We start from the raw sequence: 16,481 nt of genomic DNA on the forward strand, positions 1-16,481 counted from the left end.
GATTCCGGACTGACTCAGGGAAACATGGGAATGGCAATCATTGACTTCTTCGACCGCGGTTGGCGCATCAACCCCAATGGCGTCGCCTACATTCAGGACGAGCGTAGCTATTCGTTCAGTGAGGTTCACACACTGTCGTGCCGCATCGCCAACGGCCTGCTCGCAGCCGGCTTCGAAAAAGAAGCGAAGGCGGCGGTCTGGGCCGACAACGACGTCACGGCATGGACTTGCACGCTGGGGCTGTGGCGTGCCGGGGTGGTGTGGATACCCGTGAACGGACGCACCGCACCGCAGGAGAATCAGTACCTGCTCGACGCGTTCGATTGCGAAGCGCTTTTCTTTCATCAGGCGTTCGCACCGGCGATCGAAGCGCTGCGTCCCAGCCTGCCCAGGGTCAGGCTCTGGGTCTGTATCGATGCCGATCTGCCGTGGGCGCCGTCGCTCGAGAAATGGAGCGCGGCGCAGCCCGCGACCGAACCGCGCGTCGATTACGACATGGACGACATCGTGACGCTTTCGGGTACGGGCGGGACGACCGGATTGCCCAAGGGCGTGATGAACACGCATCGTGCGTTTCAGACTTACTTCGCGCAGTTCATGATGGCGTATCCCTATGGCGTGGAGCGCCCGGTGAATCTCGCTGCAGCGCCCATGACACATACCGCGGGGATGCTGTCGCTGCCTTGCACCGCTCGCGGCGGTACGGTGGTCGTGCTGCCGAAGCCCGATCCGGCGCTTCTTCTCGCGGCGATCGCGAAGCATCGGGTCACGGAGTTCTTCCTGCCGCCGACGGTCATCTATCGACTGCTGGATATCCCGGGCATCGAGAGCCAGGATTTTTCGTCGCTCAAATGCTTCCTCTATGGTGCCGCGCCGATGTCGGTGGAGAAGCTCAAGCGCGCGATCGCGGTGTTCGGTCCGGTCATGGCGGGTGGCTATGGCCAGACGGAAGCCCCCGCGTCCATCTCCTATCTCACGCCTGCCGAGCACTTCGTCGACGGCAAGCTTGCGCCGGATAGCCGGCTCTCGTCGGTCGGCAGGCCCAACCCGCTGATCCGTGTCGAAATCATGAACGATCGCGGTGAAATCGTGCCGCAAGGCGAGACCGGCGAAATCTGCGTACGCGGCGACCTCGTCATGAAGGGCTACTACAAGGCGCCGGAGAAAACCGCGGAAACGATCGTGAACGGCTGGCTGCACACGGGCGACGTCGGCCATCTTGACCCGGAAGGGTACCTGCACATCACGGACCGCAAGAAGGACATGATCATCAGCGGCGGCTTCAACGTCTATCCGAGCGAAGTCGAGCAGGTGATCTGGGCGCATCCGGCGGTGCAGGATTGCGCGGTGATCGGCGTGCCCGACGAAAAGTGGGGCGAAGCCGTGAAGGCGGTAGTGGAGCTCAACGCGGGTCATAGCGTCAGTGCCGAAGAGCTCGTGGCGTTGTGCAAGGAGAAGCTCGGCTCGGTCAAGTCACCGAAGAGCGTGGACTTCATTGCAGCATTGCCGCGCAGCACGGCCGGCAAGGTGCTGAAAAAGGATCTGCGCGAGCAGTACTGGCAGGGAGAAACCCGCCGGATCTAAGTCAGCCACGTAGAGAAAAAACACCATGAGCGACATTTACATTGCCGGCATTGCGATGACCGTGTTCGGCCGGCACTTCGAACGCAGCATCGACGATCTCGCGGGCGAAGCATTACGCGGCGCGTTGAAGGATGCGGATTGTGGCGCCGAGGCGATCGGCGCGGCTTTCTACGCTGGCATCACTGCGGGGCCGTTGCAAGGCCAGCTGTCGATTCCGGGGCAGGTCGTCTTCAGCAAGATCGGCATTGAAGGCATCCCGGTCTACAACGTCGAAAACGCCTGCGCATCGGGCAGCACCGCCGTGCATCTCGCGGTACAGGCATTGAGGTCGGGTGCCTGCGATGTTGCGCTGGCGCTCGGTGCGGAGAAGATGAACGTCGCGGACAAGGCGAAGTCATTCGCCCTGTTCGAGGCGGGTTGGGACGTGACGCGCGTCGATGAGAACTTCGCCAGCCTGTTGAAGCTTGGCGAAGGCGTCGAGCCGCCGCCCGGTTCCGAGTCGGATCGCCCCTATAGCCGCTTCATGTCGGTCTATGCCGCGCTGTGCCGGTATCACATGAAGACCTACGGCACCACGCAGCGCCAGATCGGCGCCGTGTCGTCGAAGAACCATCTGCATTCGGTGCACAACCCGTATTCCCAGTTCCGCCAGGCTTTCACGATCGACGAGGTGCTCGCGGCGCCGCCGATCACATATCCGATCACGCTGCCCATGTGCGCGCCGGTTTCGGACGGCGCGGCGGCGGCGATCCTGTGCACGGGGGAGGGCTTGCGACGCATCGGTGCCGACCGCAGCCGCTGCATCCGGGTCGCGGCAAGCGTGGTTCGTAGCTTCACGCATCGTCGCCTCGACGAGCCGCAGAAGAACATCGGCCGCCTCGCGGCGCTGCAGGCCTACGAGCAGGCGAGTCTCGGTCCCGATGACATCGATGTCGCCGAGGTGCACGACGCGTCGGCGATGGGCGAAATCATCCAGGCCGAAAACCTCCAACTGGTTCCACCCGGTCAGGGCGGTCCGGCTGCCGAGCGCGGCGAGTTCACGCTGGGCGGGCGCATTCCCATCAACACGTCGGGCGGACTCGAATCGAAGGGACATCCATTGGGTGCGACGGGGATCGGTCAGCTTTACGAACTGGTTACCCAACTGCGGGGTGAAGCGGGGGCGCGTCAGGTACCTGAGGCGCGTCATGCGATTCAGGAAAATGGCGGTGGATTTCAAGGCGTCGAAGAGGCGGCGCTTGCCGTCCACATTCTGAGCAAGTCTTGACGGAGCAGGTATGGACGAAATGACGGAAACCCAGGCAGGGCGGCAAGACGACTCGCGCTCCGGAGTGAATCGCCGCACTTTCCTCAAGGGCGCGGCGGCTGCTGCCGTGGTGGTGCCAGCAGTGGCGGCCACGCAATGCTCACGTGTCGATTCTGCTGGACCCGTTGCGGAGGGCAGAATGTCTGCGGACATGGAGAAGTACCGCGCGCTAGGCGGCTGGGTTGAAAGGCCGGACGATATGCAACCCGAACTCGCTGGCGACGTGAGCGCGGATGTGGTTATCGTCGGCGCCGGTTTTGCTGGACTTTCGGCGGCGCTGGAGCTGGTCAGCCACGGAGCGAAAGTGGTCGTGCTCGAGCGTGAGTTCGCCGGATTTGGCGCGAGCGGACGCAACGCGGGCTATCTGGCCGGCGCGCTCGCGCTCGAATACGATCTGTTTCTCAAGGACATCGGCAATGAGAAAGGGAAGTCGATCGTCCGCTACTACGAGGACGCCGTCCCCTTCGTGGAAGGCAAGCTCAAAGAGTACGAGATCGACTGTGACTACAACCAGACGGGGATCATCCGCGCGGGAATCGATCCCGCCCAGGAGGAGAAGGTACGCGAGGACATGCGAACTGGCGCCGAGCTGGGCTTTCAGTCGGAGTTTCTTGATCAGGCTGAGATGCGCGCGCGCGGTATTCCGCCGGCATTTCTGTTTGGCAACTACGTGCCGCGCGGTGGCACGCTCCACCCCGGCAAGTACGTGATGGGTCTCAGGCGCGCGGCTCTGCGAGCCGGGGTTAAGCTCTACGAGAATACGCCGCTGCTGTCTTACGCGGAGGGGCCGGTCATCAAGGTGCAAACCCCACGAGGCAGTGCGAGCGCCCCGGTGCTGATGCTGGCCACCAACGCCTATACGCCGCAGCTTGGCCTTCTTGCAGACAAGGTCATACCGTTGCGGGTCTCGGCCATCGAGACCGAGCCGCTTTCCGATGCTCAGCGCAAGACCTTGGGCTGGCCGCGGCGCGAAGGCATCGTGACGGCACACTGGACCATGGAAAGCCACCGTCTGACCGTCAACAACACGCTTGTTGTGACGACGAAGCGGATACATTATCCATACGGCTCCAAAACGCCGAACGTGCCGGACTACGAGTCGTATCGCGAGCTGCGCACGGCGCTGCACGACCGCTTCCCGACACTCCAAGGTATTGCGTTGCGGGCCTGCTGGAGCGGCTATATCAGTTTGGCCAATGACGCGCTGCCGGTTGTAGGGGCGACAGGGGCGCACCGGAACATCTTCTACAGTGCCGGGTGCTCCGGACATGGCGTGGCCGCCCAATCCATGGTGGGAAACATGATTGCCGGGCGGATTCGCGGCATCGACAATCCGCTCCTTTCTGCGCTGGATCACAAGACACCATCAACGCTTCCCGAGCCCTTGCGATGGTGTGTGGTCAACGGGGCGCTGGGCGTGGTGAACGCGCTCGACGACCGCGTAAACCACAAGGCGCGCGCAGCGCAAGCGCAGCGGGCGTAATGTGCATAGCGCCATGGAATGCTTGCGGAGACCATGCCGCTCGCGGCCCGATTCGAGCATTGGGAGAGTCGCTCGATGATTGGCTACTGTGAATAGGGGTCCTATTAGGCGGGGACGAACGCTGCGTCACGCGCCCTCCATGTGGATGGTTGTTCAGCCTGGCGTAAGGTATAGTCATGTTTACCTAGAGAACGGTTCGTGTGACCGCGTTGCTTCGCTTCGGCGAGGCGTCATACTTCACTCAGGACGGAAAGCGATGACAGTGCCAAAAGAACCAAGCACCCGTAAGCGGCGCACGTCGAGTGTGGCAGCCTCCGCGGGAACCGCCCCGGACGGCCTGCGTGCCCAGGGCTTACGTACGCGGAATGCCATTATTCGTGTGGCAAGGAAGCTCTTGCTCGAGAGTGGTCCCATGGACTTCTCGCTGCGTGCCGTCGCCCTCAAAGCGGGAATCAGTGTCAGCAACCTCCAGTATTACTTCCCAACGCGGCCTGCCGTCCTGCGGGCGGTCATGGCGCCCATCATCGACACGTATCTCGATACGCTGAAACAGGCGCTCCAGAGCAACGTTTCGCCGCGTGCGACGATCGACGCCATTTTCGATCAGTCTGTGAAAGACGCGAAGGACTCGAAGAACATCGCGCTGTGGTGGCATTTCTTTTCGTTTGCGTCTACTGACCCGGAGTGCGGACAGTTGCGCGACGAATGGTACGACACCTTGACGACCGAACTTGCCACGCTCATTCGCGCGGCGAATCCGGAGCGTGGGGCGGCCGAGAGTGCACACATTGCCGTGCTGCTCATTTCGATGGCGGACGGCATGACAATGCATCTGGGCACTCCACGCGCCAAGCGCGCGTACATGCGAGGTTTCGAAGCGAAGTTTCTTCAGATCGCGCATGAGCTGGTATGGGGAAAGACGGTGGACGCAGAGGCCGCGTAGGGCAGCTCACGCCAGTAGAGGCACTGGCAGCCGCAGCGCCATGCCAGTGAAGAAAGAGGACAGGGGAATACCCTGTCTTTTTTTTTCACTCAGTGTTTTGTATTGTTACCTATGTTTGGTATGTTGATCTATAAATGTGGTGGCCGGGTTGCAGGGCGGTCCGGTCGACATGCATCCAGGAGAGGAGGAGTACCGAAATGATTCGACTGCACAAGTCCGTAGGGTTGCCGCTGGCAGGATTGACCGGTTTCGAAACACCGATGAGCGAGGAGGAGCGTGCGATCCAGGACACGGTCCACCGTTTCGCACGCGACGTACTGAAGCCCGTCGGCCGCGAACTCGACCGCATGACGCCGGAAGAAGTGATCGCGCCCGGTTCGCCGTACTGGGCGGCCATGATGGAAAGCGCGAAACTCGGCCTCGATCCGCAGCTTCTCGCGCAGCTTCCTGCGGACATGGCGGTGCGGATCGAATCGTTGATCGGCGAAGAACTCGGCTGGGGTGATGCCGGGTTTGCCATCTCGATCGGTGTGGCGCCCGCGCCGTTGATGATGGCGCAGTCAGTCGGCAATCAGGAGCTGATTGATATGTGCACGGGCAAGATTGGTTGCTGGATGAACACGCAGCCCGACCGTGGCACCGATGCCGCGATTCTCTACCGCGACGAGATCGGCGCGGGCGGCAAGCAACCGGTGGGTAACCTCACGGCGAAGGTGGGCGCGGACGAAATCGTCATCAACGGGCAGAGTTCGGCGTGGATCTCGAACGGCTCGGTCGCACAGGTGGCGCTCGCGTACATGGCGGCGGACTATGGCGATGGCTTCTATGGCACCGGCGAACATGGCTCATTCACCAATGGCGTGGGCATGATCATTCCGCTCGATCTGCCGGGTATCTCGCGCGGCAAACCGCTCGACAAGATTGGCCAGCGCTCGCTGCCGCAAGGCGAGATCTACTTCGACAACGTGAAGGTGCCCAAGCGTTTCGCCATTGCGTTGCAGGACGATTATCTCGGCAATCTGGCCTCGACCTGGTCGTTCGCAGGCACACACATGTGTCAGGTGTTCGTGGGGGTGGCGCGCGCCGCGTTCGACCTCGCGCTGGCGTATTGCCACGAGCGCAAGCAGGGTGGCGCGTTGTTGATCGACCACCAGATGACGCAACTGCGGGTTGGCGAGATGCTGCGCCGGCTGGAGATGGCGCGTTCGATCGCGCGGCGCAGCCTCGCTTTCTCGCGTCTGTCTCCGAAGAGCCATCCCTATGCGACGGCCCAGGCAAAGGTAAGCGTGACCGAAGAGGCGATGAAGATCACGCACGAGGCGTTCCAGCTGTTCGGCGGCAACGGCACTACCCGTGAATTTGCGATCGAGAAACTGTTCCGCGACGTGCGATCCGCACTGATCGAAGATGGCGAGAACTACCACCTCACGTTGCGTCTGGGCGTGCTGGCAGGAAAGCTCTATCAGAACGGGTGGACGAAGGAGTAACCACGCCTTCGGCGCCGAAGAATCGGTTCGGCGTTGGAGCTCGATGGCACTCGGATCGGGTTATCAGTTAGCAGCTAGTGTGAGGGCAGCGCCGTCAATCTAGGTTCGCTGAAGCGACAGATCTCGCGGTTCCCCGTTGAGGCGCACAAGTGATTCTCAAAGGAGTGCGAATGAGCTGCGCGGCAAGGTGTATCGACAAGATATGGAGACTTGCCTTTGACCGGGCAGTCGCGGTGACCCGCGCGGAGCGGGAGCGCCCTCATCACGTAGACAGAGTGAATATGGCAAAAAAATCTTCCGCGGACAGCGCTGCAAACCCGCAGCGCAGGCAATGGCTCAAATATGCCGGTGCCTCGGCTGCCGCGGGCACGCTCGCGATGGGTGCGCAACAGACGTATGCCGCAATTACCAGGACCGCGCCAGGCGCGGACGGCGTTCTCGACGTCGCCATCATCGGCGCGGGGCTGGCCGGACTGACCGCCGCGCGCGACCTGCGTCAGGCAGGCTGCGAGTCCTTTCTCGTGCTGGAAGCCCGGGACCGCGTGGGGGGGCGAACGCTCAACTACAACATCCCCGGCGGATACGTTTCGGAAGTCGGCGGCCAATGGATCGGGCCCGGCCAGACCGCCGTCGCGGATCTCGCACGCGAACTGGGCGTCGGGACCTTCCCGACCTACTACGACGGGAATACGGTCATTCTGGGCGGAGACGGTCGCGTGGCAGTCGATCTGAAGGGCACGTTCGGCACCGACGAGTCGGTCGGGGCAAAGCTCAGCAGGCTCTCGCGCGACGTGCCTTGCGGCGAACCATGGACGTCCCCGAAGGCCAGCGAACTGGACAAGCTCTCGGTCGGTGATTGGCTGGAAAAGCAGAATATCAAGCCTGAAGACCAGGTTGCATGGAATGGCAGCATCACGCTTTCGGGCGGCGCAGCGCCGGCGAAGATGGGGCTGCTGCATTTCCTTTCGATGGTCAATTCGGCGGATTGCGATTACTCGCAGCTCGATTCCATCAAGCACAGCGCCCAGGAGACCCGCTTCATCGGCGGCTCGCAAATCCTCAGCATCAAGATGGCCCAGCAACTTGGCGACAAGGTGCGCATGTCCTCACCGGTCCGCCAGATTTCCGGTTGGGACGGCGACATCGTCACCGTGCATACCGACCACGGCGAAGTGCGGGCACGGACCGTCATCATGGCCATCCATCCGGCTTTGTGTCATCGGGTGAAATTCGATCCGCCCCTGCCCGAGAAGCGCGCGGCCCTGCAGCGAGCCTGGCCCGCGCATTCCCCTGCACGGAAGACGGCCATGGTCTATCGCCGCCCGTTCTGGCGTGACAAGGGCATGAACGGCAGCATTTTCCAGTTCAATGGCCCGATCCTCTGGGCCTTTGACAACTCCCCGCCGGCCGCAGAGATCGGGGTCATCAACGCATTCGTCGAGAATGCGATGGTCCCGTCGGATCGGGACGCGGCAATGGCCATGCATAAGCAGTTCTACGCGCAGGCATGGGGCGACGAAGCGCTGTCTCCCATCGCCTATCACGATCAGGACTGGGGCCGGGCCGATCCGTGGACCATTACCTGCGTTTCCGCGATTCCGCCGGGATTCTGGAGCGCCCACGGCGAAGCGCTGCGCCCGTCGTGCGGCAAGCTGATCTGGTCGGGGACGGAGACTGCGAATATCTGGGCCGGCTACATGGATGGTGCCGTGCGTTCTGGCCATCATGGCGCGCTTCAGGCGCTGAATGCCCTGCGTCGCGCGTAGGAAGGCGACGATGAAAAAAATTCTATTGATTGGCATTCCTTTGGTTGTCGTCCTGTTGCTCGCAATTTTCGGTTCGGATCTGCTGGGTCTTTATCGCTTTCAGAGCTATATCACGACGTCGACCACGGCTTACCTGGCCGACGGCGGCGCCTGGCCGCATATGACCGATGTCTGCATGGGCTGCCATGGGGTCAAAGGCAATTCGCTCGATCAGGGGTATCCGAGCCTGGCGGGGCAGCCAGCGCCTTACCTGGAAGCCCAGCTCCACAGTTTCGCGACTGAGGCGCGGCGCAATCCGAACATGGGGCCTCTCGCGATGACGATGAGCGATCCGCAGATCAAATCGCTTGCTGAATATTTCTCCACTGTCACTCCTGCCGCGAATCGCTACTTCAAGCCGGATGCGCAACTGCGCGAGCAGGGGCAGCGCCTGGTGGCCACGGGCAACTGTGTCGCATGTCACGGTGCCCAATTGACGGGCCACGACCAGTTTCCGCGTCTGGCTGGTCAGGGATATGACTATCTGCTCGCGCAGTTCGACGAGTTCGCTTCCGGAATCCGCAGCGAACCCACTGGCGTCATGAAGAACCTTGCAACAGGCTTTTCGGCCGAAGACCGCAAGGCCATTGCCACCTATCTGGCAAGCCTGGAGCCGAAGAAAAATTGACCAATCAGATGCAACCGGAGTTAGGAGTTTAGTCATGGACCTCAGAACCTTAGTTCTTATGCTATCCAGTGCTGTGCTGGCATTGAGTTCATTTTTTTTCGGCTGGAAGATCGTCAGGAAACGAAACTATCTTCTCGGGCTGGAGATGTGGATCGTCGGTACCTCGGCCACGAACGCCATCGGATTTTTTGCTACTGGCAATGCAGTTTCCTATGAGATAGCACACTTCTTTGACGCGTTTTCTCGTGGGTTCGGCATGCCCATTATTGCCGTCGCGGGCTTGATGGCGATTACGCACGGCTACAGGCCATCAATTCGCCAGGACGTCGTGGTATTCGTCGCTTCCTTTGCGCTCACATTCGTCCTCGTCGGGGCGGATTTCATCTCCGGAGTTTTGCCCTACTTCTATCTGGCGATGTGGATCTGGCTGTCGATCTATCTCGCTTATTTCGTCAAGCGATTACTGGACATCGGCGCGATGCTCGAGGCGTTGGGAGTGGCAGTGGCGCTGGTGACATCGCTCGCGATTGCCGGCATTTACGACTTCTACAAGATCCCTGGAGAGGAAACCAACGTCGTGCTCAATTTCTTCATGCTTGCGTTGTGCACGTGGGCCTACTTCATGCCAGCCATCTATTACGGCTATTGCGCCTTGGAGCGGGTCCAAAGCAGGAGTGTGGCGTCAAATAACCCCATTCCTTATGGCAATTGAGCAAAAGCCCCCGCGGTTGCCGCGGTCCGATGCGACCGGAAGTCAAACGCGGGCAACGCTGAACGTTTCTCCTGGAGATTTGTGATGAATCAGACCTCGCGCGGGTTAATGCGCTTCACGGCCTGGAGCGCCATCATCGGCGCTCTGCTGGCGTACGCGAATGTTGGATTGTCCGTGGCGGTGACGGGCTCGGATGCGGATATGGTCCTGCACGGTGCATCGATGCTGGCATTGCCACCGGAGACCCGCGACCTGTTTCGCTGGAGCATGGCTGCCGACGTGTTCGGCTTCTACCTGCCTTTCCTCGCCATCGGTGGCTACTTTGTGCACGCATTTCGCGAGGAACTGGGCGCACTCGGCAACATGGTGGCGATGGCCGTCGTGCTGTACGTCATGGTGGGCGTGAGCGGCGCGGTCCTCCAGTTCGCAATCCTTCACCCGCTGGCGCACCTATATGCGGGCGGCGACGATGCCACGAGAAACGCCGCGGCGGCGGTATGGACGGCAATAGCCAATGGGACGCAAAACGGCCTTTGGTGGATCGAGGGTCCCCTCGTGCTCTTCTGGACGCCGATTGCCGCCAACGTGCTCAAGAGGGCAGGGTGGAAGGGATCGATCCTGCTGAAGATCGTCGGCGGGGCTTTCGGGATCTTCTTCCTGTTCGGCTTTTTCCCGGATCTCGACGCGCTTTCGAATGCGAGCGAGATGGTCGTCGTGCTGGTTCTGCCGTTGTGGATGTTGTTGTTCGGCTGGCAGTTGCTGCGCCGCGCACGAACGTTGCCGGCAAGCTTGCAGGGCGCTGGCGTGCCCACTTGAATCTACTCTCACATACATTTCAACACGGAATTGAATATGACTACCCTGATCGTGAGCTACCCGAGCACAGAAGGCGGGACGTTTGACCGCGAGTATTACCTTTCGACCCATGCTCCGCTTGTCCACTCGGCGTGGAGTGAGTTCGGTCTGCAATCGGCCGAGGTCCTGTTTCCATCATCAGAGCCGCAACCGTTCGCATGCGTAGCGATACTGCTTTTCAGGGATCCGGCCGGGATCGATAACGCCCTTTCCTCCGCGAAGGCCGCCGAGGTCATCGGCGACGTAAAGAACTTCACCAATACCACACCGACGATTTTCTGCGCGGACGACTGACCGATCGCGCGGCCTGACTGACTTCGCCCTTGCCGCCATCCCTGCATCGCATCACTGCGCTTTCGATTGCCGGAAAGTGAAAGGGGGCTCGACTCGCTCGACCCTTCTTGCGATGGCCGATACCAATGTGAACAATCAACTTGCCCTATGACATTACTGATTGGCATTCCTCTGGAAGTGGCCACCGGGGAGCGGCGTGTAGCAACCGTGCCCGAGGTGGTCGAGAAACTGATCAAGCTGGGGTTCGCAGTTGCCGTGCAAAGCGGCGCCGGCGCAGGTGCGAACTTTGGCGATGATGATTACCGTGCCGCGGGTGCTGAAGTCGTGGCAACGGCCGCCGAACTCTGGGCCCGCAGCGACATCGTGTTCAAGGTTCGCCTCCCGAGTAGCGAAGAAGTGGCCCTGATGCGCGAGGGTGGCACGCTGATCGGATTCGTGTGGCCGGCCCAGAACCCCGAACTGATGCAACAGCTGGCAGCGAAACGGGCCACCGTGCTGGCGATCGACTCGCTGCCGCGCACGCTCTCACGCGCGCAGAAGATGGACGCGCTCACCTCGATGGCGGGCATCAGCGGCTACCGGGCCGTCATCGAGGCAGCCCATGTGTTCGGCCGCTTCCTGAACGGTCAGGTCACCGCCGCCGGCAAGGTTCCGCCTGCCAAGGTCTTCATCGCCGGCGCCGGCGTCGCAGGCCTGGCTGCCATCGGCACCGCGGCGAGTCTCGGCGCGATCGTGCGCGCCAACGACACGCGCGCCGAGGTGGCCGACCAGATCAAGTCCCTCGGTGGCGAATTCGTCAAGGTGGACTACGACGAGGAAGGCTCGGGCGGCGGCGGCTACGCCAGGGTCATGAGCGAGGGCTTCCAGCAGGCGCAGCGCGCGATGTACGCGCAGCAGACCAAAGACGCGGACATCATCATCACGACCGCGCTGATTCCCGGCAAGCCTGCTCCGAAGCTCATCATGGCCGAAATGGTGCAGTCGATGAAGCCGGGCAGCGTGATCGTGGACATGGCAGCGGAGCAGGGCGGCAACTGCGAGCTGACCGTGCCCGGCGAGGCGGTGGTGTGCCACGGCGTGACGATCGTCGGCTACACGGATCTCGCCTCGCGCCTCGCCCGGCAGTCGTCCACGCTGTATGCGTCCAATCTGCTGCGCGTGGTCGAAGAACTGTGCAAGACCAAGGACGGCAAGATCAATGTCGACTTCGACGACGACGCCATCCGCGGCCTCACGGTCATCAAGGAAGGCAACATCACCTGGCCGCCGCCGCCGATCAAGCAGGCGGCAGCCGCACCGAAGCCTCAGACGCCGCCGCCTGCGGTGGCCACGCCGAAAGGCCATGGCCACGGCGCTGGCGAGCCGATGTCTGCAAAGACGCTTGCCATCGTCTTTGCTCTCGGCGCACTGGCTTTCCTGCTGGTTGGCCAGTTTGCGCCCGCCGCGTTCCTGTCGCACTTCACGGTGTTCGTGCTGGCCTGCTTCGTCGGCTACATGGTGATCTGGAACGTCACGCCGTCGCTGCACACGCCGCTGATGAGCGTGACCAACGCGATCTCGTCGATCATCGCGATCGGTGCGCTGGTGCAGGTCGCGCCGCCGCTGGATGGGGCCGCGGTAGGCGACCGGCCATCGGGGCTGATCCTTGGCCTCGCCGTGGGCGCGCTGGCCCTCACGGCCGTCAACATGTTCGGCGGCTTCGCGGTGACGCGACGCATGCTGGCGATGTTCCGCAAATAAGGGAACGACAACAATGACTTCCAATCTGACTACCGTTTCCTACATCGGCGCGGCCATCCTCTTCATCCTCAGCCTCGGCGGGCTGGCCAATCCCGAGACCGCGCGCCGCGGCAACCTGCTCGGCATGATCGGCATGGTCATCGCCGTGCTGGCCACTGTACTCGGTCCACGCGTATCGGCAGCGGGCATTCCGTACGTCGTCGCTGCGCTGGTCGTCGGCGGCGCGATCGGCCTCATCGCCGCGAAGAAAGTACAGATGACGCAGATGCCCGAACTGGTCGCGCTGATGCACAGCCTGGTCGGCCTCGCGGCTTGCCTCGTCGGCTTTGCCAGCTACATCGACAGCTCCGTGCAGTTCACCGGCGCCGAGAAGGCCATCCACGAAGTGGAGATCTACGTCGGCATCCTGATCGGCGCGGTGACCTTCGCGGGCTCGGTCATCGCGTTCGGCAAACTGTCGGGCAAGATCGGCGGCAAACCGCTGCTGCTGCCGGCGCGCCACTGGCTCAATCTGGCCGCGCTGCTGGTGGTGATCGTGTTCGGCCGCGCGTTCCTGCAGGCGGAGACGATTCAGGACGGCATGATGCCGCTCGTCGTGATGACCGTGATCGCGCTGCTGTTCGGCGTGTACATGGTGATTGCGATCGGCGGTGCCGACATGCCCGTGGTGGTGTCGATGCTCAACAGCTACTCGGGCTGGGCGGCGGCGGCTACCGGCTTCATGCTCAGCAACGACCTGCTGATCGTGATCGGCGCGCTGGTGGGCTCGTCGGGCGCGATTCTGTCCTACATCATGTGTCGTGCGATGAACCGCAACTTCATCAGCGTGATCGCTGGCGGCTTCGGCAGCGGCGCGTCCGCGCCGGCGGTGGCGGGCGGCGGCGCGCAGCCGGCCGGCGAGGTGGTGGCGGTGAGCTCCGCCGAAACCGCCGAGCTGCTGCGCGACGCGAAGAGCGTGATCATCGTGCCCGGCTATGGCATGGCGGTGGCGCAGGCCCAGCACACGGTGTTCGAACTCACCAGCCTGCTGCGCGAAAAGGGCGTCGACGTGCGCTTCGCGATCCACCCGGTCGCTGGCCGGATGCCTGGCCACATGAACGTGCTACTGGCCGAAGCGAGGGTGCCCTACAACATCGTGATGGAGATGGACGAGATCAACGCCGACTTCCCCGAGGCGGACGTCTCGATGGTCATTGGCGCGAACGACATCGTGAACCCCGCGGCGCAGGAGGACCCGGCGAGCCCGATCGCCGGCATGCCGGTGCTGGAGGTGTGGAAGGCCAAAACCTCGATCGTGATGAAACGCAGCATGGCCTCGGGCTATGCCGGTGTGGACAACCCGCTCTTCTACAAAGACAACAATCGCATGCTGTTCGGCGATGCGAAGACGATGTTGAGTGAGATCTTCGGGGTGTTGAAGGCCTGAACGCGGCGATGTGCGCTTCCCATGCGCAAATCCACGCACCTTTGTCTATCCATAATTTACTGATATCCCTGTGTCTTATTGGCATGCCATTTCAAATAAAGGAGTATTTGCATGAGTAATTCGCGCCGTACTTTTATGACCATTACCGCAGGTATTGCTTCTGGACTAGCGCTGTCTCGCATTGCTTTTGCCGATGAGGCCAAGGTGTCGGAAGCCGACTCGACGTCGCTCGCGCTCGGTTACAGGATCGACGCGGCGAACGTCGACAAGACGAAGTATGCAAAGTACGCAGCGGGTCAGGTCTGTCGAAACTGCGCCTTCTATCAGGGTAAATCGAATGATGCGTTCGCTCCGTGCCCGATTTTCGGCGGCAAGCAGGTGGCGGGCAAGGGCTGGTGTAGTGCCTATAACAAAAAGGTCTGATCGCACACAGGCTGCTCGAACACGAAAGAAGTGTGCATGCCGCGCATCGTTTCGCGCCCCCGGCGCACAACCGATCGGCGCGAGCGATTCGGGTTCACACTACATAGTGGACTCCGTCGGCGGATTCACCAGATAGCCAGGATATCTGTTGGCAAGGTGGTAACGCATTAAAGCATGCTCAATTAAAGGGCTTGTCTAAATGAGCGCATTCACAGGTACGATCCGGTTCAAAATCATGCTGGCGCTAGGCGTTTGCGTCGCGCTGATGGCGTCCATCGGTCTGATGGGGCTTCGCGGTCTCGCGAGGCTCAGCGCGGATATGGGCAGCATGAATTCGGTGAGCACGGTCCCGATCGAAGATCTTGCCTCGGTACAGGCAGCCGCACTGAAAATCCGCCTTCAGATGCGTTACATCCAGGCGCTGCATGACGAGGACAAGGCTACAGAGCTCGTAGCAAGCATCGGCGAAGAGCAGCAAAAGCTCGATCGAGCCTGGCATGACTATTACCCGGCGAAAATTGCCACGGCCGATGAGCGTCGAGTGGGCGATCGCGTGGCGAAGGAACTCGCGGTCTTCCGGACTCAGTCGGACGACATCGTTTCGGTGCTGCGCGCCGGAAATCTGGAGATGGCGGCATTCACGATCGACGAACTCACAGAGACTGGCGATGCGGTGTCGGACGCGATCGGCCGCGACGTTGCGTTGAGCGCGATGCAGGCGCAGCAGTTGGCTGAACGGGGCAATGCCACGTTCAACGCGTTGCGATGGAAGGTGCTTGGCGCAATCGGTCTGGGTATTGCAGCAGCATCCGCCGCGTCCGCGTGGCTGGTGTGGGCGATTACGAGTCCGTTGAAGGCCGCACTTGGAGTAGCCCGGCGAATTGCCGAGGGTCGGCTGGGGGACGCCGAGGGGATACGCTTGCGCGGTGAGTTTGGGCAGTTGCTCCGGGCGCTCCGGGCGATGGACGGACGTCTCGCAAGAACCGTTCAGACGATCAAGGTTTCAAGCGACGCGATTCTGAATGCATCCAGCCAGATAGCCGACGGCAGTACCGACCTCTCAGCAGGCGCGAGGCGGCAAGCCGCGTCACTTGAGGAAACGGCGGCAAGCATGGATGAACTCATCCTCTCGGTTCGCCGCAATTCGGATCATGTGCGCCTGGCAGCGGAGTTTGCCAACGCGACGTCGCTCGCGGCCGATACCAGCATGGCCGCGGTCGAGCAGATGAGAGGCACGATGGACAACATCTCAGCCAGCTCGGCGAAGATCGTGGAAATTACCGCGCTCATCGAAGAAATCGCTCTGCAGACTAACATTCTTGCGCTGAATGCGGCTGTCGAGGCTGCACGCGCAGGCGAGCATGGGCGGGGGTTTGCGGTGGTCGCCGGAGAAGTTCGTAGCCTCGCGCAGCGCGCAGCCATCGCAGCGAAGGAGATCAAGGCTCTGGTCCGGACCTCCGCCGAGGCGATTTCCGGGGGGGCCGTGCACGCTGACCGCGTCGTGCAAGCCATGGTGGACGTTCGGGGAGCGATCCAGCGCGTGGTCGAGATCAACGACAATATTTTCGACGCTTCAGAAGAACAGCGCGGGGGAATCGGGCAAGTCAACGAGGCCGTGGGCCGTATGGACCAGATCATTCGCAAGAACGCGGCGGTAGTTCAACAAGCGGCAGAAGCGGCGGCGTCGCTAAAAGAGCAGGTGCGCGCCCAGCGGCGCGCCATTGCCGTATTCGACATGCAATCGCTATCGGACGCGTCATCTGCCTGATTCGCCTCCGCCAGGACGTCTTCTGCA

At 61.8% G+C, this 16,481-nt stretch carries 14 protein-coding genes; all 14 read left to right on the forward strand.

Annotated elements, in window-relative coordinates; genetic code table 11:
* Positions 1-30 precede the first annotated feature (30 nt).
* A complete protein-coding gene (locus OKW39_RS20805; RefSeq protein WP_429563414.1) occupies positions 31-1,584 on the forward strand; it encodes a class I adenylate-forming enzyme family protein in 1,554 nt (517 codons plus the stop codon).
* Positions 1,585-1,609: 25 nt separating this feature from the next.
* Positions 1,610-2,851, forward strand: coding sequence for a thiolase family protein (locus OKW39_RS20810; protein ID WP_429292818.1), 1,242 nt, complete (start codon positions 1,610-1,612; stop codon positions 2,849-2,851).
* A gap of 178 nt (positions 2,852-3,029) precedes the next feature.
* Complete coding sequence (locus OKW39_RS20815; protein ID WP_429563507.1) at positions 3,030-4,373, forward strand: NAD(P)/FAD-dependent oxidoreductase; 1,344 nt, start codon at positions 3,030-3,032, stop codon at positions 4,371-4,373.
* Between the two features lie 379 nt (positions 4,374-4,752).
* On the forward strand, positions 4,753-5,316 hold the full coding sequence (locus tag OKW39_RS20820) for a TetR/AcrR family transcriptional regulator (RefSeq protein ID WP_429563508.1): 564 nt from the start codon (positions 4,753-4,755) through the stop codon (positions 5,314-5,316).
* Positions 5,317-5,513: 197 nt separating this feature from the next.
* Positions 5,514-6,803, forward strand: a complete 1,290-nt coding sequence (locus OKW39_RS20825) for an acyl-CoA dehydrogenase family protein (RefSeq protein WP_429563415.1) — start codon at positions 5,514-5,516, stop codon at positions 6,801-6,803.
* Positions 6,804-7,084: 281 nt separating this feature from the next.
* The gene (locus tag OKW39_RS20830) at positions 7,085-8,569 is read left to right on the forward strand and encodes a flavin monoamine oxidase family protein (protein WP_429563416.1); all 1,485 of its coding nucleotides are present in this window, start codon (positions 7,085-7,087) and stop codon (positions 8,567-8,569) included.
* 10 nt (positions 8,570-8,579) lie between these two features.
* Positions 8,580-9,236 (forward strand): c-type cytochrome, encoded by a 657-nt coding sequence (locus OKW39_RS20835; protein ID WP_429563417.1) that lies wholly within the window; start codon positions 8,580-8,582, stop codon positions 9,234-9,236.
* Between the two features lie 34 nt (positions 9,237-9,270).
* Complete coding sequence (locus OKW39_RS20840) at positions 9,271-9,948, forward strand: hypothetical protein (RefSeq protein ID WP_429563418.1); 678 nt, start codon at positions 9,271-9,273, stop codon at positions 9,946-9,948.
* Positions 9,949-10,032: 84 nt separating this feature from the next.
* A complete protein-coding gene (locus OKW39_RS20845; RefSeq protein ID WP_429563419.1) occupies positions 10,033-10,764 on the forward strand; it encodes a hypothetical protein in 732 nt (243 codons plus the stop codon).
* Between the two features lie 36 nt (positions 10,765-10,800).
* Positions 10,801-11,097: an EthD family reductase gene (locus OKW39_RS20850; RefSeq protein ID WP_429563420.1), complete on the forward strand. Its 297-nt coding sequence runs from the start codon at positions 10,801-10,803 to the stop codon at positions 11,095-11,097.
* Between the two features lie 147 nt (positions 11,098-11,244).
* Entirely contained in the window at positions 11,245-12,837 is a 1,593-nt protein-coding gene (locus tag OKW39_RS20855; protein WP_429563509.1) for a Re/Si-specific NAD(P)(+) transhydrogenase subunit alpha, read from the forward strand.
* A 13-nt stretch (positions 12,838-12,850) separates the two neighbouring features.
* Positions 12,851-14,263: a Re/Si-specific NAD(P)(+) transhydrogenase subunit beta gene (pntB, locus tag OKW39_RS20860; RefSeq protein WP_429563421.1), complete on the forward strand. Its 1,413-nt coding sequence runs from the start codon at positions 12,851-12,853 to the stop codon at positions 14,261-14,263.
* A gap of 111 nt (positions 14,264-14,374) precedes the next feature.
* On the forward strand, positions 14,375-14,686 hold the full coding sequence (locus OKW39_RS20865; protein WP_429292827.1) for a high-potential iron-sulfur protein: 312 nt from the start codon (positions 14,375-14,377) through the stop codon (positions 14,684-14,686).
* A gap of 199 nt (positions 14,687-14,885) precedes the next feature.
* Entirely contained in the window at positions 14,886-16,454 is a 1,569-nt protein-coding gene (locus tag OKW39_RS20870; RefSeq protein ID WP_429563422.1) for a methyl-accepting chemotaxis protein, read from the forward strand.
* Positions 16,455-16,481: the final 27 nt, after the last annotated feature.

The sequence above is a fragment of the Paraburkholderia sp. MM6662-R1 genome (assembly GCF_050436245.1).
Lineage (GTDB): Bacteria > Pseudomonadota > Gammaproteobacteria > Burkholderiales > Burkholderiaceae > Paraburkholderia > Paraburkholderia tuberum.